The 22428-nt window shown below is 40.8% G+C and carries 16 protein-coding genes and 11 tRNA genes; 2 read left to right on the forward strand and 25 right to left on the reverse strand.

What is annotated here, in order from left to right:
- Positions 1-104 precede the first annotated feature (104 nt).
- Positions 105-695 (reverse strand): CBS domain-containing protein, encoded by a 591-nt coding sequence (locus AAEU28_RS02505; RefSeq protein WP_421962824.1) that lies wholly within the window; start codon positions 693-695, stop codon positions 105-107.
- Between the two features lie 285 nt (positions 696-980).
- Between AAEU28_RS02505 and AAEU28_RS02510 the strand changes: the two genes are divergently transcribed.
- On the forward strand, positions 981-1940 hold the full coding sequence (locus tag AAEU28_RS02510; protein WP_421962825.1) for an FHA domain-containing protein: 960 nt from the start codon (positions 981-983) through the stop codon (positions 1938-1940).
- A gap of 27 nt (positions 1941-1967) precedes the next feature.
- Here the strand turns inward: AAEU28_RS02510 and AAEU28_RS02515 are convergent, their stop codons facing one another.
- The 24 genes from AAEU28_RS02515 to AAEU28_RS02630 form a co-directional block, all read right to left on the reverse strand.
- On the reverse strand, positions 1968-2480 hold the full coding sequence (locus tag AAEU28_RS02515; RefSeq protein ID WP_421962826.1) for a DUF962 domain-containing protein: 513 nt from the start codon (positions 2478-2480) through the stop codon (positions 1968-1970).
- Positions 2481-2813: 333 nt separating this feature from the next.
- On the reverse strand, positions 2814-4751 hold the full coding sequence (gene recD / locus AAEU28_RS02520) for an exodeoxyribonuclease V subunit alpha (RefSeq protein WP_421962827.1): 1938 nt from the start codon (positions 4749-4751) through the stop codon (positions 2814-2816).
- Complete coding sequence (recB, locus tag AAEU28_RS02525) at positions 4751-8320, reverse strand: exodeoxyribonuclease V subunit beta (protein WP_421962828.1); 3570 nt, start codon at positions 8318-8320, stop codon at positions 4751-4753. The genes recD and recB overlap by 1 nt, the downstream gene beginning before the upstream one ends.
- Entirely contained in the window at positions 8307-11591 is a 3285-nt protein-coding gene (recC, locus tag AAEU28_RS02530; RefSeq protein WP_421962829.1) for an exodeoxyribonuclease V subunit gamma, read from the reverse strand. The genes recB and recC overlap by 14 nt, the downstream gene beginning before the upstream one ends.
- Positions 11592-11838: 247 nt before the next feature.
- Positions 11839-12867 carry a GGDEF domain-containing protein gene (locus tag AAEU28_RS02535; RefSeq protein WP_421962830.1) on the reverse strand — a complete coding sequence of 343 codons (1029 nt, stop codon included), beginning with the start codon at positions 12865-12867 and terminating at the stop codon, positions 11839-11841.
- Between the two features lie 215 nt (positions 12868-13082).
- A tRNA-Ser gene (locus AAEU28_RS02540) sits at positions 13083-13172 on the reverse strand.
- 101 nt (positions 13173-13273) lie between these two features.
- Positions 13274-14317, reverse strand: a complete 1044-nt coding sequence (gene nadA / locus AAEU28_RS02545; RefSeq protein ID WP_421962831.1) for a quinolinate synthase NadA — start codon at positions 14315-14317, stop codon at positions 13274-13276.
- A 126-nt stretch (positions 14318-14443) separates the two neighbouring features.
- Positions 14444-14519, reverse strand: a tRNA-Lys gene (locus tag AAEU28_RS02550).
- 28 nt (positions 14520-14547) lie between these two features.
- Positions 14548-14623, reverse strand: a tRNA-Lys gene (locus AAEU28_RS02555).
- A gap of 29 nt (positions 14624-14652) precedes the next feature.
- Positions 14653-14728, reverse strand: a tRNA-Lys gene (locus tag AAEU28_RS02560).
- Between the two features lie 29 nt (positions 14729-14757).
- A tRNA-Lys gene (locus AAEU28_RS02565) sits at positions 14758-14833 on the reverse strand.
- A 28-nt stretch (positions 14834-14861) separates the two neighbouring features.
- Positions 14862-14937: transfer RNA gene (locus tag AAEU28_RS02570), tRNA-Lys, on the reverse strand.
- Between the two features lie 27 nt (positions 14938-14964).
- Positions 14965-15040: transfer RNA gene (locus AAEU28_RS02575), tRNA-Lys, on the reverse strand.
- 29 nt (positions 15041-15069) lie between these two features.
- A tRNA-Lys gene (locus AAEU28_RS02580) sits at positions 15070-15145 on the reverse strand.
- 30 nt (positions 15146-15175) lie between these two features.
- A tRNA-Lys gene (locus tag AAEU28_RS02585) sits at positions 15176-15251 on the reverse strand.
- A 28-nt stretch (positions 15252-15279) separates the two neighbouring features.
- Positions 15280-15355 (reverse strand) — tRNA-Lys (locus tag AAEU28_RS02590).
- A gap of 24 nt (positions 15356-15379) precedes the next feature.
- A tRNA-Lys gene (locus tag AAEU28_RS02595) sits at positions 15380-15455 on the reverse strand.
- 150 nt (positions 15456-15605) lie between these two features.
- Complete coding sequence (gene ybgF, locus AAEU28_RS02600; protein WP_421962832.1) at positions 15606-16355, reverse strand: tol-pal system protein YbgF; 750 nt, start codon at positions 16353-16355, stop codon at positions 15606-15608.
- 15 nt (positions 16356-16370) lie between these two features.
- A complete protein-coding gene (gene pal / locus AAEU28_RS02605) occupies positions 16371-16907 on the reverse strand; it encodes a peptidoglycan-associated lipoprotein Pal (protein WP_138482044.1) in 537 nt (178 codons plus the stop codon).
- A gap of 38 nt (positions 16908-16945) precedes the next feature.
- Complete coding sequence (tolB, locus tag AAEU28_RS02610) at positions 16946-18304, reverse strand: Tol-Pal system beta propeller repeat protein TolB (RefSeq protein WP_349286134.1); 1359 nt, start codon at positions 18302-18304, stop codon at positions 16946-16948.
- Between the two features lie 8 nt (positions 18305-18312).
- A complete protein-coding gene (tolA, locus tag AAEU28_RS02615; RefSeq protein ID WP_421962833.1) occupies positions 18313-19251 on the reverse strand; it encodes a cell envelope integrity protein TolA in 939 nt (312 codons plus the stop codon).
- Between the two features lie 2 nt (positions 19252-19253).
- A complete protein-coding gene (tolR, locus tag AAEU28_RS02620) occupies positions 19254-19679 on the reverse strand; it encodes a protein TolR (RefSeq protein WP_058030082.1) in 426 nt (141 codons plus the stop codon).
- Between the two features lies 1 nt (position 19680).
- Entirely contained in the window at positions 19681-20370 is a 690-nt protein-coding gene (tolQ, locus tag AAEU28_RS02625; protein WP_421962834.1) for a protein TolQ, read from the reverse strand.
- Between the two features lie 849 nt (positions 20371-21219).
- Positions 21220-21561: a Grx4 family monothiol glutaredoxin gene (locus AAEU28_RS02630; RefSeq protein ID WP_058030084.1), complete on the reverse strand. Its 342-nt coding sequence runs from the start codon at positions 21559-21561 to the stop codon at positions 21220-21222.
- A gap of 240 nt (positions 21562-21801) precedes the next feature.
- Here AAEU28_RS02630 and AAEU28_RS02635 point away from each other — a divergent pair, with 240 nt between their 5' ends.
- A complete protein-coding gene (locus tag AAEU28_RS02635; RefSeq protein WP_404390124.1) occupies positions 21802-22383 on the forward strand; it encodes a Fe-Mn family superoxide dismutase in 582 nt (193 codons plus the stop codon).
- Positions 22384-22428 lie beyond the last annotated feature (45 nt).

Raw genomic sequence — 22428 nt, forward strand, 5'->3', positions numbered from 1 at the left:
TATTCTTCAAGTTGAAGATGGTGCTATATTGTGTCGAAACTGAAACAGCTTACAAAATAAAAGTGTCTCAATTATGAGACACTTTTATACTATTCAAAATGCTTTTAAGCTGTGACTTCTTGGTGATCATGGATAATTTCGAAGATTTCTTTAAATGAATGCGCTGTTTGAAGAATATTAACTGGAATATGTAATGCTCTAGCAATATCACTGGCTGAGATCATACCTCTTAAGTTACCTTTTTCATCAACCAATAGAATATGTTGATGACCTAACCCTCTTAACGTTTCGAGTACATCTCCTATTTTAGAGTTTTCTACCATTGAGTATGGCATCGCACGTAGATCTGATTTTTTTGTCATTAAATCTTCAACAGTCAGATCATTGCGAGACTGGTTGCGTTTTTGCGCCACAGTCAGCACTTTTCTACCCGTTAAATCACGAGAGTTAATAACTCCTAAAAAGGTATCGTCATGATCTATTACTAACTTAGACCTAACATGACCATTTACCATCATGAATAAAGCATGATCTACATCTACGTCTTTTAAAATAACTTGCGGCGTTCGTCGGGTAAAATCGGTCACTATCTTAAGGGCACTACTTTCAAGGTCTAGTTTTTCAGAGTCGAAATGATCGCAGAATTGATACACTCCTTTTAACTCGACTGTGTCTATTTTTTTAAATTCACCCATCTTATTACCTCTCAGAACCACTTTTTACTTCATTGCAATAATAAAAATATGGTTCAGTAAGCTCGAATGTGCAAGCCGGTGTAAGTGACTGTAATCGCATATTACAAAAAAAAGGCTTAGACTTGATTTGGGTTAATACAATTTGAACTTTTCAAAATTTCATTATTCGTTCAATGTGTGCATTAACAAGTTAAATCATATTGTGCTGATCATCTGGACAGTTTAGTATCAGCCGATTGTTTCAACGGAAAAATTTTTGGTATTAATTAAGAAAAGGAAGCATATATGGCTTATCTCATTGATGAACAAAAGCTTGAAAAGGTCTACCTAAAAAGCTACCACACCATTGGGCGGTTTAAATATAACGTTGATACGCTTATCAATTCGCCTGAAATCTCTCGTCATCATGCAATTATCGAACATACCCAAGGTAACTGGTTAATTCGAGATGTGAGCACCAATGGTATTTGGATCAATGATAAGAAAATAAGCAAAAACCTTCCTTATCAATTATGTCTAAACGATAAAATTGATTTTGCAGCACCTGGTCGCAGCTCTTTTGTTGTCGGCGATCTAAGCACTGATTGCCAATTCTTAGTGTCTCAGTCTGATAGCAATAAAGTGATCGAAATAAAAGATCAGTTATTATTGCCAAACGAGCAAGAAGCTACACATATTGCATACTTTGATAGCATGCTTAATTACTGGTTTTTAGAAGACTTATTCACAAATGACAGGCAAGTTTTGATTGATGGAGGACTGATCAGTATTTTTAATGATCAGTGGCAATTTTACTGCTCAAGCCCGTCGACCATTACCAAGCAACTTAAGAGCGAAATAGCACAAAATATTGAATATGCCTTGTCTTTTAACGTGAGCTTAGATGAAGAAAACACGCAGCTTACATTAAATGTTGCGAGCAAAACATTCGACTTAGGCACGCGTTCACATCATTACCTGTTATTACTATTAGCACGCACCCGTATTCTTGATAAACAAGCAGGTTTAGAGCCTGAATTACAAGGTTGGATGTATAGAGAAGAGCTTGCTAAAGCGTTAGGCATCCAAATGAATCATATGAACATCATGGTTCACCGAGCCAAAAAACAGTTAGCAGATGCTTGTATGGAAGTCTGCCCTGAATTTGCTTATATGCTTGAGTCTGAAAATGGTAAGGTCAGACTTAACTGTAATGACATTACCATTGTTAAAGGCAGTAAACTTGAGACCCGCATCTCTATCTAGAGCAAGTCTCATAGTTTCATCAAATTGCTAATTTCTGTAGGGGCCTGCATGTTCAATTATGCGGGCTTCTAAGCTTTTAAGCAGGCCAAGTTTAAATAGTAACTCAACCACGACGAATAATGGCCCTACTAGTAAGCCAATTAAATCATCAACAAATGCTGGCTTTTTGCCTTCATAATAGTGCCCGATAAATTGAATTATCCAACCAATAACGAACAGCCCCGCAAATAAGCCATAAAAACTCGCTGTTTGAGCATTCATGCTTTCATAAATACTGTCTACCCCCCAAAGTCCTAATAAATATAAGCCACTCATGAGTAGGCCTAATTTAATATCTAGGGCTAAGTAAAACAGCATAGCGAGTATCGCAATAATCAATGCTGGGGTGATCAGAAGGCTGTTGATTGACGTTAAAGGAAAATACAGCAAGCCAATTACCGCAAATACAATCAGCGGCACGCCCACAAAGTGGGTTAAGATATTGCGCTCATCGCGATGGTAGAGCGCATATTTGATTAAGTGTTGGTCTAATTTTTTCATTTTAGTTCTACTTATAAATAGAGTCATAGCACTAAATTAAAACCACACTTTTCACCTGCTTGTCAATTTATACCAATCCTCTTAATTAAGCGATCTATTTTGAGGCAAGGAAAACTTGTCGGTAACGCCGCTCACGCGTCCTGCTATCGCCGAGGTACCTACATCCATGTAGGCAAGGCGGAAATTTTGCTATTCAGTTGTTCTCGGCAATTGCTCCTGCATTGCTCTACCTTCTGCATCCATGCAGTCGTAAATAAGAAATTTCCAACAAAGTTAGCGTCAGTTTTAGTCCCTCAAAATGATTGAGTATTATTGAGGATTGGTATTAAAGGGCTAACTTGTTTGCAATCTCTGCCTTAAACCTGAACAACGTTGCAACTGTCTAGACATAGAAAGAGTTAAAACCGACATCTGTGCCACCAGCTCAAACTTTTGTTTTGCCCGAGTGATCCCAGTATAAACCAGCTGTCGGTTAATCCCTGAGTGCGCCCTTTGCATGGGCGGCAACAACATTGCGGTATGAGCAAACTCAGAGCCCTGAGATTTATGTATGGTCATAGCATACACTTTCTCGTGCCTAGGTAGTCTATTCGGATAGAAATCTCGAACATGACCTTGCTCATCAACAAAGACGGCTTTTAAACTTGCAGATGTTGAATTATTAGATTGATAATTCACTAAAATACCAATATCACCATTGAATAAATTCAGCTGATAGTCGTTTTGGGTGATCATAATTGGTAAGCCCGCATATTGGCGCTGGGTTAAATCAACTAAACCACTTTGATGCAGTCTCTGCTCAATACGTTGGTTCAGTGTATTTACTCCGTAAGGGCCCTCTTTCACTGCTGCAAGTAACTGGTACTGGCTAAAAGCATGATGCACAGCTTGCACATCTTCGGCATTCAAAACTGTTTTACTTTGAATAAGGCGTAAGTAGTTTTGATAATGCCCTGCCGCTCTGTCGATTAACGCTTGATAGGCATCATTACTGAAGTCATACAATTCTAAATCTTCAAAGCCATGCTGAATTGTCTGCTGTAAATGCTTCTGATCGTTATTGTTCACCGCTTGTGCCAATTGACCAATACCACTTTGGGCATTAAATCTATGGCTCTGCTGTAAAAATGCGATGTTGTCGCAAAGCAAAAAATGACTCGGTTTTTCGTGCAATTTTGTCGCATTATTAAAACAAATTTGATTGAGTGTATTTACACAGTTTTGTGAGTAATGGGGCTGCTCGCCCAACTTTAGATGCTCACATAAGTCCCCTAGCACATTACCGGTATCGACTGAGGCCAATTGGTCTTTGTCACCAAGTAAGACTAAGCGAGCATGAGATGGTAACGCTTTGACTAATTTGCTTAACAAGGGTAAATCTATCATCGACGCTTCATCGACAATCAATAAGTCTAAGTGCAGCGGGTTGTGCTCGTTATGCCTAAAGTGATGAGTGTGCGGTACGACCCCCAGTAAGCGATGTATGGTTTGCGCTTGCTCTGGCAACAAATCAAACAATTCGTCATCTATCATGCCGCTTTCGATTAACTTTTTCTTCGCGCCTATCATAGATTCTGTTAGGCGCGCAGCGGCTTTACCGGTTGGCGCTACCAGTTTAATACTCAGCGGCGCGCTTCGATATAGTGACTGTAAAATTGCCAGCAACTTAGTAACTGTGGTGGTTTTACCTGTACCCGGGCCGCCGGTGATCACACAAAAGCGATTTAATGCAGCCATCGCACACGCCACTTTTTGCCAATCAATATCATCTTGATCGTCAAAGAAGTGATTGAGTAATTCAGTCAATGTATCTAGGTTCAAGGTCACTTTGTTGTTGTTTAACGCTTGAAACGCTTCAGCAAGGCTTGCTTCGTAATCAAAGTAACGGGCTAAATATAAGTTATTGTTCAGTAACCTCATTGGTTTATCGTCACCCACAGCTGCATGTGACGCTAGCGCTTTTATCGCAGCTTGTTTGTCATCAGACCAAGGCGCGGTTAACACATTTTCGCCTTGTAATTTTACTGGTAACGAAAATGGGTTTTGCCAGTCTATCTGCTCTAACTCCAAGCAGCTATGTTGTTGCCTTTGCGCTCTAAGTAGCAGCAAAATTAAATAAAATGCGTCATCAATTTTGGACGCATTGAGTAATTTCGCCAGCGCAATATCGCTGTGTAGCAGTTTTTCTTGCTCGATTAAAAGCGCAATAAAGCTTTGATGATCAAAAGGAGCGATGTATGCGGGTTGAGCAAATAAATCGGTTTGTTCCATTATGCTGCTCCTTGTAAAAATAAGGCATCTAACTGTTCAAGTTCACTGAGTGATAGTTGTTTAAAGAACACCCCTTCTCCGTCGCCCATGGCGCGTAAGAAAACATAATAGACGCCACCTAAATGGTGCTCTGGCTGATAGTTAGGTAAGCGCGCTTTAAGTAAACGATGTAATGCCACGGTATAAATCATATATTGCAGATGATATTGGTGTGCGTTCATGGCTTGCACTAGGTTATCGCTGGCATAGTCGCTCGGTGCATCGCCTAAATAGTTCGATTTATAATCAAGAATATAATACTTGCCTTGATGCTCGAAGATTAAATCTATAAAGCCTTTTAGTAGCCCTTTGACATTATCAAATTTAAGATTACTTGGATGCTGGGTGATGTTTGAGACAATATTATTCAGTTTCACCTGATCTAATGGCGCAAGAGGTAAATTAAACTCCATCTCCACTAAACGCTGCGCAGGCGTTATGTCTTTAAGCGCTAAATTACTATCTAGTTTGCAGGTCAGACACGCTAACACCCAATGCTTAACTGGCGCTTGCCATTTATCTTCAAAACCGAATTTATCCAGCGTCTGTTTTACAGCTTCTTCTAGTGTCAGGTTCGGTGCTTGCGGCGTTTCTGGCTCGCTAAAATCAATTAATTCAAAAATTTCGTGTAAACAGCTACCCGCTTTGGCTCCTTTTGGAAAGGTGTAAGCATCTAGGGTTTCTTGGCTTTCTGCCAATGGTAGGTCAAGCAAGTGGTTTTCATCAATTGCACCTAATGGTCTGTCATCATGATCTTGATGATAGGTTAACTGGCTAAAGCTGGTTGCTCGCCAGTCGCGCTCAATATTTACTGACACCGCTTTTACAGCGCAATCAATCGTCTGCGCTTGTTGAGCTGGTGTGTAACTTTCGCTTGGCAAACCATTAATATCAAAATAAGCGACCTGTAAATTCGCATCACTTGTACAAAGTGCGTCAAGTCGCGCGTGCCACTGTTCTGCAGAAGTCATTATATCTGGTGCAAAAAGCACGTAGCCTAGGGCTGTACGAGTAATACCTGGCTTTTTACTGCGCCCTTCTGCTAGGTTATACATGCCTACATCACAGTGGTGTACAGCGCGTGTCAATGCCACATACAACAGACGAATGTCTTCAGCTAAACGCTCTTTTTCAGCCAGTTGCATGGCATCATCGGATTTAGATAAGTCATACACCAGTGTGTCGTCTTTATGATAAATCGCTTCGCTCGCTTCACGATAGCCGCTAGCAAAAGGTAGATACACTATTGGATATTCCAACCCTTTTGAGGCGTGCATGGTGATGATTTTAACTAGGTTCTCATCGCTTTCTAAGCGTACCTGTGCGGTATCGCTTAACGACTCGGTATATTGTTTTTCATACCAACGCAAAACCCGCTGCGTGCCTTCTAGTTCAATTTGCTTATGCTGTAAGAGCTCTGCAAGGTGGCGATAATCCGTTAACCAACGCTCTACATGATGACCTTTCTGTTGCCAAAGCGCTGGTAGGCCATTCTCAACTAATAATTGCTCAAGCATGGCCATTACGCCCTTTTTGTACCACAAGGCTTTTAGCTTAGAAAACTGTAACAAGTACTCCTGCCACGCTTTATGCGTTACATTATTTTGAGCTGCTTGAAGGCTGTCTGTCTCGTTTTGCAATGCAAAAATTTGCTGGTAATTCAGACCAAATAAATCACTGGCCAAAACACCTCTTAGCAGAGCTTCGTCGTATGGACCATGCAGCACCATCAAAAATTGCATCAAAGCTTGGCTGACTGGCTGCTGGAAAACGCTTTCTCTGGCAAGATACACACTGTCTATGCCTTTATTGGTTAAGGCACGTTTTATCAAAGCCGCTTCATTTCTATCTCGTACTAAGAAGCAAATATCTCCTGCCGCCACAGGTAATCCTGCGATTGTGGCTTCACCCTGCTGTGCTTGGTTCAAAAGCGTTGCGGTTTTACCGGCATAAAGCTCAGCCAGCGCTGGATGTGCAACGCCTTTACTGGTGACCTCCGAGGTATCTTTTAAAACGCTAAAACACAATGGTGCTGCAGGCTCATTACTTAGTTCAAAGCCTTCGCCGGGCTTTTTGCCATTTGCAGCCACGGCTTCAAACGGAATGTCTTTGTTATAGATAAAGCTATTTTCATTTTGTTTGAAAATACTGTTAACTGCATCGACCACGCCTTTTGCTGAGCGGAAGTTAGTTGCAAGGGTATATTGATGTGTGTCTTGTACCTGCTTTTTGGCATGGATATAGGTGAAAATATCTGCGCCCCTAAACCCATAAATCGCTTGTTTTGGGTCACCAATCATAGTCAAAGTAGTCGCTTCGCGGGTGCCGTAAATCGATTGAAAAATACCATATTGAATGGGATCGGTATCCTGGAATTCATCGATCATGGCCATTGGGAAAAGCGTGGCAATTTTCTCAGCTAAAAGCTCGCCTTGTTCAGCAGTGAGTGCAGCATGCAATTGAGTAAGTAAATCATCAGGCGTTAGAACGCCCTGCTTACGTTTTTGTTTTTCGAGTAAGGTCGCAACTTGTTTCGCCGCCTGTTGCACTATGGCCAGCGGTAACCCTTCTTGTAACTTCTGGTGTAATGCAAACATCTCAGAAAACGATTTAAGCAAGGGATGCGACATCGGCGCTTGCCCTTTCTTGTAATACTGACTGTCTGACAGCGTTTCTTCACTCCACAAGTTGAATGAGTGCTTGGCAGAGCCAAATTCAAAATACCAATTATCAGATTGGCAGTAGTCAATCAAAGCTGCAATATTGGCTACTCGCCCAGGCGCTTTGTTTTTCGCAAGGCCCGAATTATCTAATGCAGTAAAGAAGTCGCTTGCTAACAACGCACTTTTAAATGTTTGTGCTTGTTGCTGGTATTGCGCTTTAGTGGCCAGTACATCATCTAAGTCATAACTCGGTGTGATGGTGATATTGCCCTTACTCAACAATTTACTCACTTTACTATTGAGAGATTGCGGGTTTGGCACATGCTCTAAAATAGTCTGAGTTGTGTCTGTATCGAGCGGGTAAATAAAACTGCGCCAATAGTCTTTGACTGCTTGGTCGATTAAATCAGCACTGTCGAGGACAAATGTTTGGTTAAAGCCCATGTTCGATTCAAAAGCATGCTGTTTCAGCATTTTCTGGCAGAAACCGTGAATGGTGTAAATCGCAGCTTCATCCATCGACTTGGCTGCAGCATCAAGTAACGTAAAAGCTTGCTTTTTGTCTTTGACGTCTTTTAACACTCGTAGAATGAGGTCGTCTTTTGATTCTTTGCCGAGTAGCACATCGCGCGCTTCGACAATGCGTTTTCTCACTCGGTCTCTGATCTCAGCAGTTGCTGCATCAGTGAAGGTTACCACTAAGATTTGCTCAACGTTTAAAGGCGTGCTCTCTTGCTCAGGTATGGTCAAACCCAGTAAGCAACGTAAATACAAACCTGTAATGGTATAGGTTTTACCCGTCCCTGCACTGGCTTCAATTAGGTTTTGCCCAACCAAAGGCATGACTGTTGGATCAAGCATTTGCATATTTTTCTTCCTTCGCAAGGTCAATCAGTTTGCCAAATAACGATTTACTTAGGCTGACGAACTCAGCTTCATAATCAAATAGATTTTTAAAATCGAGCGCCACATAGGGGTTTTCGCTGTCGCCCATGCCGATATATTGGCCACCGTTAAATTTATTGGTCGCCTTATTGATGTCTTCAGTGAGCGCATATTCATAGCTAGAAGCTACAAAGAAAGGTTGCGGACTGCTCATGAGTGAAATGTAAAAATTGACCCATTTCTGTAGCTCGGTTTTTGCGTCTTCTGCCTCTAACGGCGCAAAGCTAACTTGCTCGTCTAAACCATAAACAGAAGTCGTGACCGATTGTCCCATACAATTCGCTGCGCAGTGGTAAATAAACGCTCTAACCTTGTCTTTGGCTTTAATACTTGCTGGGCGATAAAAGATTTGTTGCGATTCAAAGAGTTTATCAAGCCACCCTTGTAGTTTGATTGCACCGCAGTCAATATCAATTTCAACTGGCTCTGATGGTGATGTGAGTGTTGTTTTTAAACGCTCAGCTAGGGGGGTGATCCTTTGCTGTAATTGACCTAGTTGCACTTTACCCACTTCGGCTTGGGGTAGGTCACCTCGCTGTAAAAGTTGCTCAGGGGCTTTTTCTGTCTCATTCAGAGAATCTGTTAGTAACTCATCAAGATATTGATATCGAGACAGAGCATCAAGTGCAAATGGCTCATCGTCGTCAATCACTTCTTCCGCATTGTATAAGCGCACACCCACACGTTGCTGATAAAATGCTGCTTGCGGGTTTAAAACGGCTCGGATCAACTGATTGATATCTAGCTCATGCTCAGCTGTATCAAACGGATTTGGCAGGCCTTCGCTAAAGCTTGTGTTGTTTTCATTACTCGAAGGCTCTTTATTGGCCTTTGAAATCAACCAAGTGGGATTAAAGCTTTGCTTATCACTTTCAATATAATTAAGCGAAGAAAATGGCTGCAGTGTAGCTTGATTTAATAAATGCGCAGAAGGTTTACACGCTTTGCCTTCGATATAAAAACAGCGGTCAATGTAGTCAATGAGTTCGCTGACCAAAATTGACGGTACTTGCGGCTCGTTGTTATAACATGAGCGTCCCACGTAACTGAGTAAGAGTTGTTTGCGCGCACTCAATAATGCTTCTAAAAATAGATACCTGTCATCGAGTTTACGTGAACGGTCACCTTTTTTTCGCTGACTTTGCGATACAAGGTCAAAGCCTATTGGTTGCACACTGCGCGGATAGTCACCGTCATTCAAACCAAGTAGGCAAACGACTTTGAACGGCACCGCACGCATTGGCATTAGCGTACAAAAGTTAACTGCGCCCACAAGAAAACGTTGCCCTACCCCTTTCTGTGCAACTCCTTGCTTGACCCAATAACTGATAATTTCGGGGCTTACCGCTTCAAGCATGTCTTTATTGTCAAAGTGGGTCTGTAAAGTCTCAATCACTTTGTTGAGCACTTGTAGATCCCAGCTTTGATCTGAATCTGGATGATAAAACGTTTTTATCAGTGATTTGAGCTGTTCGGCTTTGATATTAAGTGGGTTATGTTCACTCAAAATATTTTTGTGGCTGATCAAATCATCAATAAAGTGGATCAGTTTACTGAGCGACTCAGTGGCCATGCCCTCAACTTGATCGCTTGGGAAAATGCCTTCAAATGCCAGAGACTCATCGCTCATAGCTATGCCAAGCAATAAACGATTTAAGCCCTGTTGCCAGGTATTAAGCTGCATTTTAGGTAGTTCATGCTCGGCTTTATGCTCTGCGTTAATACCCCAGCGTACCCCAACTTCTTCAAGCCAAAATCTGAACTGCTCAAATTCATCTTCACTACACTGGTATTGCTTTGCAATAGGCTCTACAGCGAATAAGTCTAGGATGTCCGATACGCCAAAACGGCTAAAAGGTAAATCAACCAAAGACAAAAATGAATTGATCACGGGCTTTTCTTGATCAATAGCTAAATCTGCCAATGAGTAAGGTATATAGCGCTCTGCGGTTGCGCCGCCAAATACTGCCTCAATATAAGGACTGTATTTCGCCACGTCCGGCATCATAACTATAAAGTCTTTCGGGGTAAGGCTTGGCTCTTCATGCATCAGAGCCAAGATATGGTCATGTAAGCGCTCGATTTCACGAAGTGGCGTATGGCAGTCTTGAAACACAATGGAGTTATCATCTTCTTCGATGGATAATTGACCCTCTTGGTTTATAAACCACTGTGTGTCTTCTACTAGGGTTTCGCCTTTAAACGATAAATCGAAAATTTCTTTTTGTACTTTGCCCAGTAAGTTATCGCTAAAATCTTCGACAAACCCGTCTATCCATGAGGCGTCCAATTGCAGCAGCTGTTCGAAGTAATCACGACCTAACTTACCCCATGCCGATAGAAGAGGATTACCAATTTGGAAATATTCTCCTGACTGCGCTTCGAGCTCTGGATATTTTACAAATTTAGCGGCGATTTTAGCCTGTGTTTTTTCATCAACCACATCGCCCCAATAGTGCTCACTCGGATTAAATAAGAACAACAACACATTGGTTTTCTGCGCTAGCGCTTGGAAAATCTCAAGCTGACTACTTGGAATGGCGGACAGACCAAATAAACTTATTCTTTGGGGTAACTGCTCTGCAGAGGCTTTAGCTAGGGCTTCGATTAACATGCCATGCATGTTGGCACGGTGATAAGGGCTTTGTCCTAGGTCTTCAGTTAATGAAACGAGCTTTCGCCATAAATCGGGCTGCCAAGGTGCAATAGAAACATCCACATCTGGCAATTCATCTATACCCGACTCCCATGTGTCTAACCACTCGGGGCGATACATTAAATATTGGTCAAACACGTCGGCAATTTTTTCACATAAAGCAAAACGCTTTTTGCCCGCTTCATCATCTTCTAAATATCGTTTTAAGGGCTCATAAACTGGAAATGCGAGTTGCTCAGGCAACAGAGTCATCAGCTTCCAAGTTAAGTTCGCTTTGTTAAAAGGCGACTCTTTTGGCACTTGCGGCAGAAAGGTCTGATAGAGCTGCCAAATAAAGCTGGAAGGCAATGGAAAATCAAGTTGCGCTGCCAAACCTGAATGCTGGCTCACACCCAGTTTTAACCACTGCGACATACCCGGTGACTGAACTAGAATAATTTCTTTACTAAAAATACTGTCTAAAGGCGCTGTGTCTAATACTTTATGGAGCTGCGCTTGCAACGCCTCCATGCGATTTGACTGAATAATGTGTAACATGGTGACAAGCCTCTGCGTTCCAATGCATGTTGATTATAGCAATCTAAAAATAGTTCTCTTTAATAAGAGTATTGGTAAAATATTTGCTGTTTGTAGTGTAATTTATTTAATAAAAACAATATATAGCCAATAAACTGCAAAGCAATATTGGTAGTAAATTTAAGAAAAGAAAGTAGCAAAAAGTTGAGGCGGGTAGAAAGTAACAAGCGCAGCGTAAGATTGCTGCGCTCTGATTGCTTATGCAGAATTAGAAAAGGTCTATATCGTTACTATCATCATCTTGCTGAGTGATTAGCTGCTGCTCGATGAGTTCTTCATAAAAGCACAGCTTGTCTCTGCCGTTTTCTTTCGCGTAGTAAAGGGCTTTATCTGCTTGCTCTAACACGGTAATTGGAAAATCATACGGACTTATACGCGACATACCTATACTCACAGACATGGTTTTTACAAACGGGAAGTGCGTACTTCTCACTAACTCCATGAACTTTTCAATTTTCGCTTTCATTGCTTCATAGCTACAAGGCTCAAAAACCAATACGAACTCTTCACCACCAAATCGGAAGATTAAATCGCTAGAGCGAAAGTACTGACGCATTTTTTGTGCGAGTAAGAGCAGAACTTCATCGCCACAGACGTGACCGTAGCTGTCGTTGATTTTCTTAAAATGATCGATATCAACCATCGCTAACCATGATGTTGCACCCATACCACGTTTACGATTGTCATTTGGGTAAGCTGATTTGTGGTGATCAATTAATTGTTTTTCTAGTAACTGCTTGAGCTTTTTCTCGAACGTTTGGCGGTTTAATAACCCAGTGAGTTTATCACGTTCATTTTCGTGCAGAATACTCAGGTAATTTTCAAATATTCGACAAAATGCATTGAGTAAAACCTGATCAGAACTACTTAGGCCCTTACTTACAATCGCGATGGCGCCAATTGGTTTCTCTTGTAATGTAATAGGTAACCAACGTCGCTCTGTACCATCCGCAGACTGAACTGTGATGATACAAGCAGATTGTAAGCACGAAACCAGCTCAGACGGCGGCTCTTTTACAACGTCACGGTCTTCCCATAAAAAGTCATCATGAGGCAATACTTTCAAGCATAAACTACGCTCAATAACTAGTTGTCCCTGAACCTGAAGATCTTTGTAGATACCAACTTCTTCACATCCTATAAATTCTTGAATAGTAGAAATTAAACTATATTCAAGCGAATCTACATCACGTGTTTTAGTTATTTTTATAACGGAGTTCAGTAGCTCTTCTTGCATAATACGTCCAATCGGTTATCGACTAGTAGAAAACAACCTAAACTTTCAACTGGTTAGTGATAAGACACTGCAGTACATTTAAGTTAAATTAACAGATGGGTGTTTATTCTAATAGAAAGCTGTTCAGATAGGAATAAAGAATTTGCAAGCTGTACCCAAAAAGGAAAGAATACCATAACAAGAAAAGACTGATTGAGAAATCGCTAGATATGAAATGGCGGAGAGGGAGGGATTCGAACCCTCGATAGGGGTTAGCCTATACACGAGTTCCAGTCGTGCGCCTTCAGCCACTCAGCCACCTCTCCACTGCGCCTAAGCGCGAAGCTATACTAAGTAAAGCACCACACTTAAGCAAGCTTTTTTGCCAATATGCTGAGCTAACTGCTTAACATATCGGCAAATTTGATTACTTCTTCAAGTTCCAAGAGAAATCTAACATACGATTTAGAGAGCGCAGCGCCCCTTCACGTAAGTCCATATCAACAAACACTTCTTTACCTTCTGGACTAACAAGTGCCTCTTCAATAGCTTTAAGGCCGTTCATCGCCATCCAAGGACAGTGAGCACAGCTCTTACACGTTGCACCTTCACCAGCTGTTGGTGCTTCAAAGAACTCTTTCTCTGGGCATAGCTGCTGCATCTTGTAAAAAATACCGCGATCAGTTGCAACGATGAACTTTTGGTTATCCATCTCTTGTGCTGCTTTAATTAGCTGGCTTGTTGAACCTACTGCATCAGCAAGATCAACGATTTCTGCTGGTGATTCAGGATGAACTAACACAGCTGCATCTGGATGAAGCGCTTTCATATCTTTTAGCGCTTTCGTTTTAAACTCATCGTGAACGATACATGCGCCATTCCACATGATCATATCAGCACCCGTTTTCTTCTGAATGTAAGAACCTAGATGCTTATCAGGACCCCAAATGATTTTTTCACCTTCAGAGTCTAAGTGCTCAACAATTTCTAAAGCACAAGAAGACGTTACGATCCAATCTGCACGAGCTTTTACAGCTGTTGATGTATTCGCGTAAACCACAACTTTTCGATCAGGATGTTGATCACAAAACTTTGAGAACTCATCAATTGGACAACCCACATCGAGAGAACAGGTTGCTGCAAGTGTTGGCATAACCACGGTTTTGTTCGGCGTTAAGATCTTAGCCGTTTCACCCATGAAGCGAACACCCGCTACGATGATGATGTCTTTATCTTCTTGATTTGCACCAAAACGTGCCATCTCTAAAGAATCAGCAACACAGCCGCCCGTTTCTTCAGCTAATGCTTGAATTTCAGGATCAGTATAATAATGCGCAACTAATACGGCATTTTTATCTACTAAAAGTTGTTTAATACGTGCTTTATATTCAGCTTTTTCGGCGTCGTTAAGTGGCGCCGGCTTTGGAGGAAAGATGTAATCCTCTGGCATGATTTGTTCTGCTAAACTCATTTCTCGACCATCAGTGCACATTGCAAAATTGATGCGAATTATACGTAATTGCTGAGCAGAATCCTAGTCTGTGACGAGAATAGTAAGGGATTATTAAAGTTTAATGAAATAAAGATATTAGGTGTATGGTGGGTCATGATGGACTTGAACCATCGACCAATGGATTAAAAGTCCACTGCTCTACCAACTGAGCTAATGACCCATACAGATAGGGATGAAGAATTTTGAGATGGTGGGTCATGATGGACTTGAACCATCGACCAATGGATTAAAAGTCCACTGCTCTACCAACTGAGCTAATGACCCGCTCAAAGGATATCGATATTTAAAGTAAGTGGTGGGTCATGATGGACTTGAACCATCGACCAATGGATTAAAAGTCCACTGCTCTACCAACTGAGCTAATGACCCGCTCTAGGGTTCTCGACACTTTAAATAAGTGGTGGGTCATGATGGACTTGAACCATCGACCAATGGATTAAAAGTCCACTGCTCTACCAACTGAGCTAATGACCCGCTCGAGGATATCAGATACTTTAAATAGTGGTGGGTCATGATGGACTTGAACCATCGACCAATGGATTAAAAGTCCACTGCTCTACCAACTGAGCTAATGACCCGCTCTGGATATCAATCTTACTAAGTAGTGGTGGGTCATGATGGACTTGAACCATCGACCAATGGATTAAAAGTCCACTGCTCTACCAACTGAGCTAATGACCCGCTCATGTGATATCAGTCTAATTAAGAAGTGGTGGGTCATGATGGACTTGAACCATCGACCAATGGATTAAAAGTCCACTGCTCTACCAACTGAGCTAATGACCCGCTCGGGGATATCATACACTTATTTAAAAGTGGTGGGTCATGATGGACTTGAACCATCGACCAATGGATTAAAAGTCCACTGCTCTACCAACTGAGCTAATGACCCGCTCGGATATCTGTTCTTAATTAAGTATTGGTGGGTCATGATGGACTTGAACCATCGACCAATGGATTAAAAGTCCACTGCTCTACCAACTGAGCTAATGACCCGCTCGGATATCAAAACTTAATAAGTGGTGGGTCATGATGGACTTGAACCATCGACCAATGGATTAAAAGTCCACTGCTCTACCAACTGAGCTAATGACCCACTTAGTGCAACAAGTGATTTGAATCAATCGCCTGCTGCGGGCGCTTATAATACTTATTTAAAAAATGAGTGCAACTGAAATGCGTAGTTTTTTTCAGTTTTTACGTCTAAGCGCCTAATTTTAAACCATACTGGCAAAATATTATGCCATTACATCTTACCAAGACGTTCTGTGGCCAATTTTGCAGCAGTCGTACTTGGGTATTCTTTAATTAGAGTATTTAACAACTCTTTAGCTTTTTCAAAGTTGTTTTCTTTTTGGAAGATAATACCTAGCTTTAATAAAGCATCAGGACGTTTATTTGAATTCGGATAATTACTCACAACATCTTGGAAGTGAATCCGCGCTTGTGCGTCGTTATTCTTGATAGAAAATAACTGTCCTAACCAATAATGCGCATTTGGCATATATACAGAATTAGGGAAAGCGGTTAGAAAGTTTTGTAATTCTGGAATAGCAGCATCATAACGCTTGTCCTTCATGATCAAAGCAACTGCTCGGTCATAGGCTTCGTTTTCTGATAAATCGCTGCTGATCGCTTGTGAGTTATCAACCACAACATCGGAAGATGTCGTTGCACTAGATTGCTCATAAACTTTAGACACGCGATTTTCAATTTCTTGATACAGCTCTCGCTGTCTTTGTAATACTTTTTCAAGTTTATAACTTTGCTCCTCTGTCACACCCCTTACTTGAGATACTTCATCTTGCAACAAATTAAGTTGTTGCTGGAGTTCGACTTGCAGCAAGTTACGCGTTTTCATCATGCTTTCTAGCTGAGCTAAACGCTGCTCAATTGTTTGGGTTGAATTTGCAGCCTCAGATACAGGAGCGGGAGCAGCCCATAAATGGGTGCTCCCGCTCATCATTATGGCTGCCAAAATATATTTCGGCTTCATAATCACTCTTTCAAATTAGTAAACTAAAACCGCACGACGGTTTTTAGCAAAAGCTTCTTCAGTGCGAGACTTAACCATTGGCTTCTCTTCACCGTAGCTCACTACAGAGATTTGGCTGTCAGAAACACCTAGGCTTTGTAGGTATTTAGCAACTGACTTACCACGGCTCTCACCTAGTGCAATGTTGTACTCAGGCGTACCACGCTCATCAGCATGACCTTCGATTAGTACTTTAACACTTGGATTTTTTACTAAGAAATCAGCGTGAGCCTGAAGTAGCTCAGCATACTGACCACGAATACTTGATTTATCGAAGTCGAAGTATACGATTTGCTCTTGACGAAGCGCTTCATATTTCTGTTGTAGTTTCTCAGCTGCAGCTTGCTCTGGTGTTAAAGTGTTAACTTCTACATTGCTACCAGATTGTGATGCGTTAGCACCATTGTTTTGATTTGCAGCACTTTCGTCAACGCTTGAAGATGAGCTACATGCTGCAAGTGTCATTACTGGTAAAGCGACCAATAAAGCTTTTAAGGTTTTGTTAAGTTGCATCGAGTATATTCCTATATCAAAAATTTATACCAGTAAAACTACTGTAAAAAAGGTGACCATGCTGGTGCCTTAACCTGTCCATCAGTAACAGGTAGACGCGCTTTAAATCTGCCGTCCATCGAAACCAGAGCTAATACCTGCTTGTTATTGTACAAGGTACTATACATAATCATAGAGCCATTCGGCGCAATACTTGGTGACTCGTCTAAACGAGTACGCGTTAGCACCTGGAATAACCCTGAATTTAATTCTTTTTTTGCAATATGATACTTTCCTAATGTTCTATTCACCATAACAAGTTGCTTGCCATCTGGTGTAATTGAACCCGCCAAGTTCATATCGCCATCAAAGGTAACACGCTTAGATCTACCAGTTTGTAAATTTAACTTATATATCTGAGCATTACCACCCCTTTCCGATGTATAGACAATTTCTTTGCCATTCGGGTGCCAAGATGGTTCAGTATCTATACTTCTGTGTTTTGTTAAGCGCGTTTCTTTTCGTGTTTTTAAGTCTAATAGGTAAACCTCAGTTGCACCACCTGCGTCTTTAGAAAGTACAATAAGTAACTTTGTACCATCAGGAGAAAACTGTGGCGCACCATTTATACCCGGATAGCTAGTTATGATATCTCGCTTACCCGTATACAGGTCTTGCATAACGATTTGAGATTGGCGGTTTTCAAAAGTAACATAAGCCAGTTTAGTACCATCTGGTGACCAAGCTGGTGACATTAATGGCTCATTTGAACGAAGCAATACTTGCTCGTTATAACCATCATAATCCGCTACAACCAGTTGGTAAGGCTTATCTGTATTTTCTCGCACAATGACATAAGCAATTTTAGTTCTAAACGCCCCTTTTTCTCCTGTTAGTGATTCATAAACTACATCACTGATTTGGTGCGCATAGCTTCTAAAACCCGCTTCGTTGATGATCGACTGGCGAGACTCTTGAATATGATCCTGACTTTTCATTAACTGGCCATTGGTCATCATACGCGTTTCGCCACCAGTGATTTGCGCTCTGATCACATCAATTAACTCATACTTAACCAAGTAACGACCACCCGGTTGTTGAGTGATAGAGCCGACTAAGACTGCTTCAACGCCCTTAGACACCCATGCATCGTAGTCAATGTCTTCATCTGTAGAAGGCATTTGAGGCAAATCAGCAAATGAAAGAGGTTTAAATTTACCACTTCGTGTTAAGTCAGCAGCAATAACATCGCTTAATTGCATAGGTAACTCACCTACACCTTCGAATTTAAACGGAACGATGGCAATAGGTCTTGCACTGTCTACCCCTTCGGTAATGACAATTTCAAGAGCCGCAAAAGCATAATTTTGAATAGATAAAACTAAGCAAACTAATAATACTTTGAATCGCTTGAGCATAGTTTTCCTTATAGTTCTGGTTTAATTGTTAAGTTGATGTTCTTGAGTTGTTCAAACACATCTTTATCTTTGGAAACAGGTAAGGTATCCGCTAAACGAATAGCCCTAAGTGCGGCATCACAAACAAGTTTGTCTCCTCCTAGAGGTTTTACACTTGTTACTAAGCCATTAAAGGCAAGTCGAATATTTACGCGACACTCTTTGCCTCTCATCGCTTCATCGGTCAATAGATTTGACTGAATGCGTTGAGAAATGAGCGCCTGAAATTTTTCAACTTCGCCCATCACTTGCTGCTTTCTTAGTTTATTGCGAGCAGCTTGCTCTTGTGCTAATTGCTCTTGAAGTAGCTGCTCTTCAAGTGCTTTCAAGCGAGCCTTTTCAGCTTCTTCTGCTCTGCGTTTTTCCTCTTCTTCACGTTTTTTTCGTGCAATTTCAGCTTTGCGCAACGCATCTTCTTCGGCTTTTCGCTTATCCGAAGCAGCCTTAGCGGCTTTTTCTGCAGCTAGCTTCTCAGCGCGCGCTTTTTCAGCATCTGCTCTTTGCTTCTCTTCAATTTTTTTGGCTTTCTTTGCTTGAGCTTCAGCTTTACGCTTTTCTTCTAGCTTAGCTAACCTTTGCTGCTCCAATTTTTTGATTCGACGCGCTTCAGCTTCTCGCTCTTTTCTGGCTTGTTGTGCACGTTTTTCCAGATCTCTGATACGCTTTTCTTCAGCACGTTTTTTATTGTTTTCTTGCTGCTTGAGTTCAGCAATTTTTTGCTCAACGAGTTTCTGGTCAACGGATACAGCAGAGACAACTTTTTCTTCTTGTTCCTCAACAACTGGATTTAGCTGAACCTGCATGACTTTGGGTGTCGGCATTTCAAAATTTGCCGTAGCAAACAAAAAACCACCTAAGGCGATATGAAGTAGAAACGACTTAACAAATCCACTGGTTAATGATTCCATGACTACTCCTCAAAAGACTTGGTCATTAACCCTACTGACGGCACGCCTGCATTTTTCAAGAAATCCATTAGTAGAAGCACTTCTTGATAAGACACACGACCCGATCCTTTTATCAAAACAGGGGTTTCAGGATTTTGCTGAAGCTTAAGTTTGATCACAGCAGCAACCTCAACTGCATCCATAGGCGCCTCAGGATCAGTGCCTACACTCACGTAATAGCGACCCTCAGCATCAATACTGGCTATAATAGGTGGTGCTTCTTTTGTTTCTACCAAATCAGACTCTGACATCTTAGGCAAGTCGACTTTTACACCATGAGTAATAAGTGGCGCTGTCGCCATAAAAATAATAAGCAATACCAACATAACATCGATGTACGGTACCACGTTTATTTCTGCAACCGGACGTCGTTTTTTACGTAAGTACATATTACTTGGCCTCTACCGAATTTGCAGCTTGACGATGAAGGATATTCGCAAACTCTTCCATAAAGTTAATGTAATGACTTTCCAACTTTTCAACATTCTTTGCAAAACGGTTATACGCCATAACAGCTGGAATAGCTGCGAATAAACCAATGGCTGTTGCAATAAGTGCTTCAGCAATACCTGGTGCAACCATTTGTAGTGTTGCTTGCTGAACCTCACCTAATGCAATAAAGGCATTCATAATACCCCACACAGTTCCGAATAAGCCGATGTAAGGGCTAATTGAACCTACTGTCGCCAAAAATGAAAGGCTTGATTCTAGCTTTTCGACTTCTCTTGAAAGTGCAACGCGCATTGAACGGTGCGTCCCCTCAATAACAAGGCCCGTGCTTTGATTCGAACTTTTCTTTTGTCTTGCAAATTCCTTAAAGCCAGACACAAATAATGCTTCTAAACCTGCTGGACTACCTGTGCGTGCACTAATTTCGTTATACAACTTACTAAGTTCCATGCCTGACCAAAATTTTTGTTCGAACTTTTTAGTATCATGCATGGCTTTTGAAATAATTGACTTGCGCTGAAAAATAATTGCCCAAGAAGCTATCGACATACCCACTAACGTCAACATAACCAGTTGAACCAATAAACTTGCTTTTAATATAAGATCAATGAAATTTAGACCCGATTCCACGTTGTAATACTCCTAAAATAGTTGTGTTTGGGCATTCAGCGCCATTAGCTTATTCATCGACAATGCCACAAGCCAATAGTTCATTTAGTTTACCCAGACATTGCAGCCCTGACAATCTGATTACTACGAATTGAAGTGATTTAACGACAAACTGTTTAAATAGCATTCTTATCTTACTAACCTACTGGTTTCCTTTCTCAAATTTGATGCTTACTGTTCAAAAACCACTTAAGAATTTACCATTATGTTGTCGTCAAAGTTTTATTTAAGCGTAAGTAATAGTTATTCATCCGAAATCAAAGCTACATAATAAAATAGCAAAATGAATAGGCGCTTATTTATGAGAAGATAATGCATAAATCGGAGCTCTTATTCAAAATAAATGAATAAACCCTCAAAAGCCCATTGGTAATACCAATTTCCAACAATAAAACTAATTACAAAAAACTTGTTCAAAATATACCTTTCACTTTTAAATCATATACATAACAATTTACAGATAGGTTTAAGCTAGAGTCAAAAACGAATAAAAGACTTATCGCATTAGATTTTTTTATCTGAAATGTGTAATTTTTCTAGTTTGATAACAAATCATAGAACTCGTATTATATCTCTCGTTCCAGTAAGACAACTTACCGAAACAGTTTTTAGCAATATGATTCCTGATTTGTCGTATTGCTTAGTTAGATACAACTTTATGTATTTAATGTTCCCTTATTACTTCCTTCAACTTGTTGTTTTGCCCGCTTTTTTAGCGGGCTTTTTTTTGCCTATTTTTTTATTGAAGTAAAATTCAGACAAAAAAAAGCCCGAACATCAGTTCGAGCTCTTGGTATTAAATAATTTAGATTAAGCTTCTTCGCTTTCATCTCTATATTTGTCAGCAGTTTCTTTAATTAACGGCTGTAACTCACCCTTTTGAAACATTTCTAAAATAATGTCACAACCACCAATTAGCTCACCTTCAACCCAAAGCTGAGGGAAAGTCGGCCAATTCGCATAGTGAGGTAACTCAGCACGAATATCTGGGTTTAAAAGAATATCAACATAAGCAAACTGTTCACCACAAGCCATTAGTGCCTGAGATGCTTGTGAAGAAAAACCACAGTTAGGCAGTTTAGGTGAGCCTTTCATATATAAAATGATTGGGTTTTCAGAAATTTGTTGCTTAATTTTATCAATGGTTTCCATTTATTAACCTCTATGTGACGATGCGTAGCCATGAAAAATCGAATTCGTTGCGTGGTAAAACACGCATTTTTGGCAAATAAAACAAATAGTCTCTAACTACGCCATTGCTGTTTGCCTAAACTTGAGTAAAATACTCAGGAATTATAGTATCACTATAAAGTTAATTCGTATAGAAATCTGGACCTCAGTAGTCTATGTTTCAGTCGTAATTAGCAAAATACATAACAAATGGAGATAACCATGGCTTTTGAACTACCGTCATTACCTTATGCAATCGATGCGCTAGAACCACATATTTCTAAAGAAACTTTAGAATTTCACCACGGTAAGCACCACAACACTTATGTAGTGAAATTAAATGGTTTAGTTGAAGGTACTGACTTTGAAGGTAAAACACTTGAAGAAGTAGTATGCAGCTCTGAAGGCGGCGTTTTCAATAACGCAGCACAAATCTGGAACCACACTTTCTACTGGCACAGCCTAGCACCTAACGCAGGTGGCGAGCCAACTGGTAAAGTTGCTGAACTAATTAATGCGAAATGGGGCTCATTCGCAGCATTCCAAGAAGCATTCAACGACAAAGCAGTAAATAACTTCGGTTCAAGCTGGACTTGGTTAGTACAACTAGCTGACGGTTCACTAGATATCGTAAATACTTCAAATGCAGCGACTCCTCTAACAGAAGAAGGTGTAACGCCTATCCTAACTGTTGACCTTTGGGAACACGCTTATTATATCGATTACCGCAATGTTCGTCCTGAATACCTGAAAGGTTTCTGGGCTCTAGTTAACTGGGAATTTGCTAACAGCAACCTAGCTTAACATATCTTTAATTGCAGATAATTGAATAAAGGCGTCTATAGACGC

Source organism: Pseudoalteromonas sp. SS15 (assembly GCF_049257195.1).
Taxonomy (GTDB): Bacteria; Pseudomonadota; Gammaproteobacteria; order Enterobacterales; family Alteromonadaceae; genus Pseudoalteromonas.

What these genes read in the sequence shown, in the direction of transcription:
- AAEU28_RS02505 (WP_421962824.1), bottom strand. Translation starts at nt 695, where the DNA reads ATGGGTGAATTTAAAAAAATAGACACAGTCGAGTTAAAAGGAGTGTAT.
- AAEU28_RS02510 (WP_421962825.1), top strand. Translation starts at nt 981, where the DNA reads ATGGCTTATCTCATTGATGAACAAAAGCTTGAAAAGGTCTACCTAAAA.
- AAEU28_RS02515 (WP_421962826.1), bottom strand. Translation starts at nt 2,480, where the DNA reads ATGAAAAAATTAGACCAACACTTAATCAAATATGCGCTCTACCATCGC.
- recD (WP_421962827.1), bottom strand. Translation starts at nt 4,751, where the DNA reads ATGGAACAAACCGATTTATTTGCTCAACCCGCATACATCGCTCCTTTT.
- recB (WP_421962828.1), bottom strand. Translation starts at nt 8,320, where the DNA reads ATGCAAATGCTTGATCCAACAGTCATGCCTTTGGTTGGGCAAAACCTA.
- recC (WP_421962829.1), bottom strand. Translation starts at nt 11,591, where the DNA reads ATGTTACACATTATTCAGTCAAATCGCATGGAGGCGTTGCAAGCGCAG.
- AAEU28_RS02535 (WP_421962830.1), bottom strand. Translation starts at nt 12,867, where the DNA reads ATGCAAGAAGAGCTACTGAACTCCGTTATAAAAATAACTAAAACACGT.
- nadA (WP_421962831.1), bottom strand. Translation starts at nt 14,317, where the DNA reads ATGAGTTTAGCAGAACAAATCATGCCAGAGGATTACATCTTTCCTCCA.
- ybgF (WP_421962832.1), bottom strand. Translation starts at nt 16,355, where the DNA reads ATGAAGCCGAAATATATTTTGGCAGCCATAATGATGAGCGGGAGCACC.
- pal (WP_138482044.1), bottom strand. Translation starts at nt 16,907, where the DNA reads ATGCAACTTAACAAAACCTTAAAAGCTTTATTGGTCGCTTTACCAGTA.
- tolB (WP_349286134.1), bottom strand. Translation starts at nt 18,304, where the DNA reads ATGCTCAAGCGATTCAAAGTATTATTAGTTTGCTTAGTTTTATCTATT.
- tolA (WP_421962833.1), bottom strand. Translation starts at nt 19,251, where the DNA reads ATGGAATCATTAACCAGTGGATTTGTTAAGTCGTTTCTACTTCATATC.
- tolR (WP_058030082.1), bottom strand. Translation starts at nt 19,679, where the DNA reads ATGTACTTACGTAAAAAACGACGTCCGGTTGCAGAAATAAACGTGGTA.
- AAEU28_RS02630 (WP_058030084.1), bottom strand. Translation starts at nt 21,561, where the DNA reads ATGGAAACCATTGATAAAATTAAGCAACAAATTTCTGAAAACCCAATC.
- AAEU28_RS02635 (WP_404390124.1), top strand. Translation starts at nt 21,802, where the DNA reads ATGGCTTTTGAACTACCGTCATTACCTTATGCAATCGATGCGCTAGAA.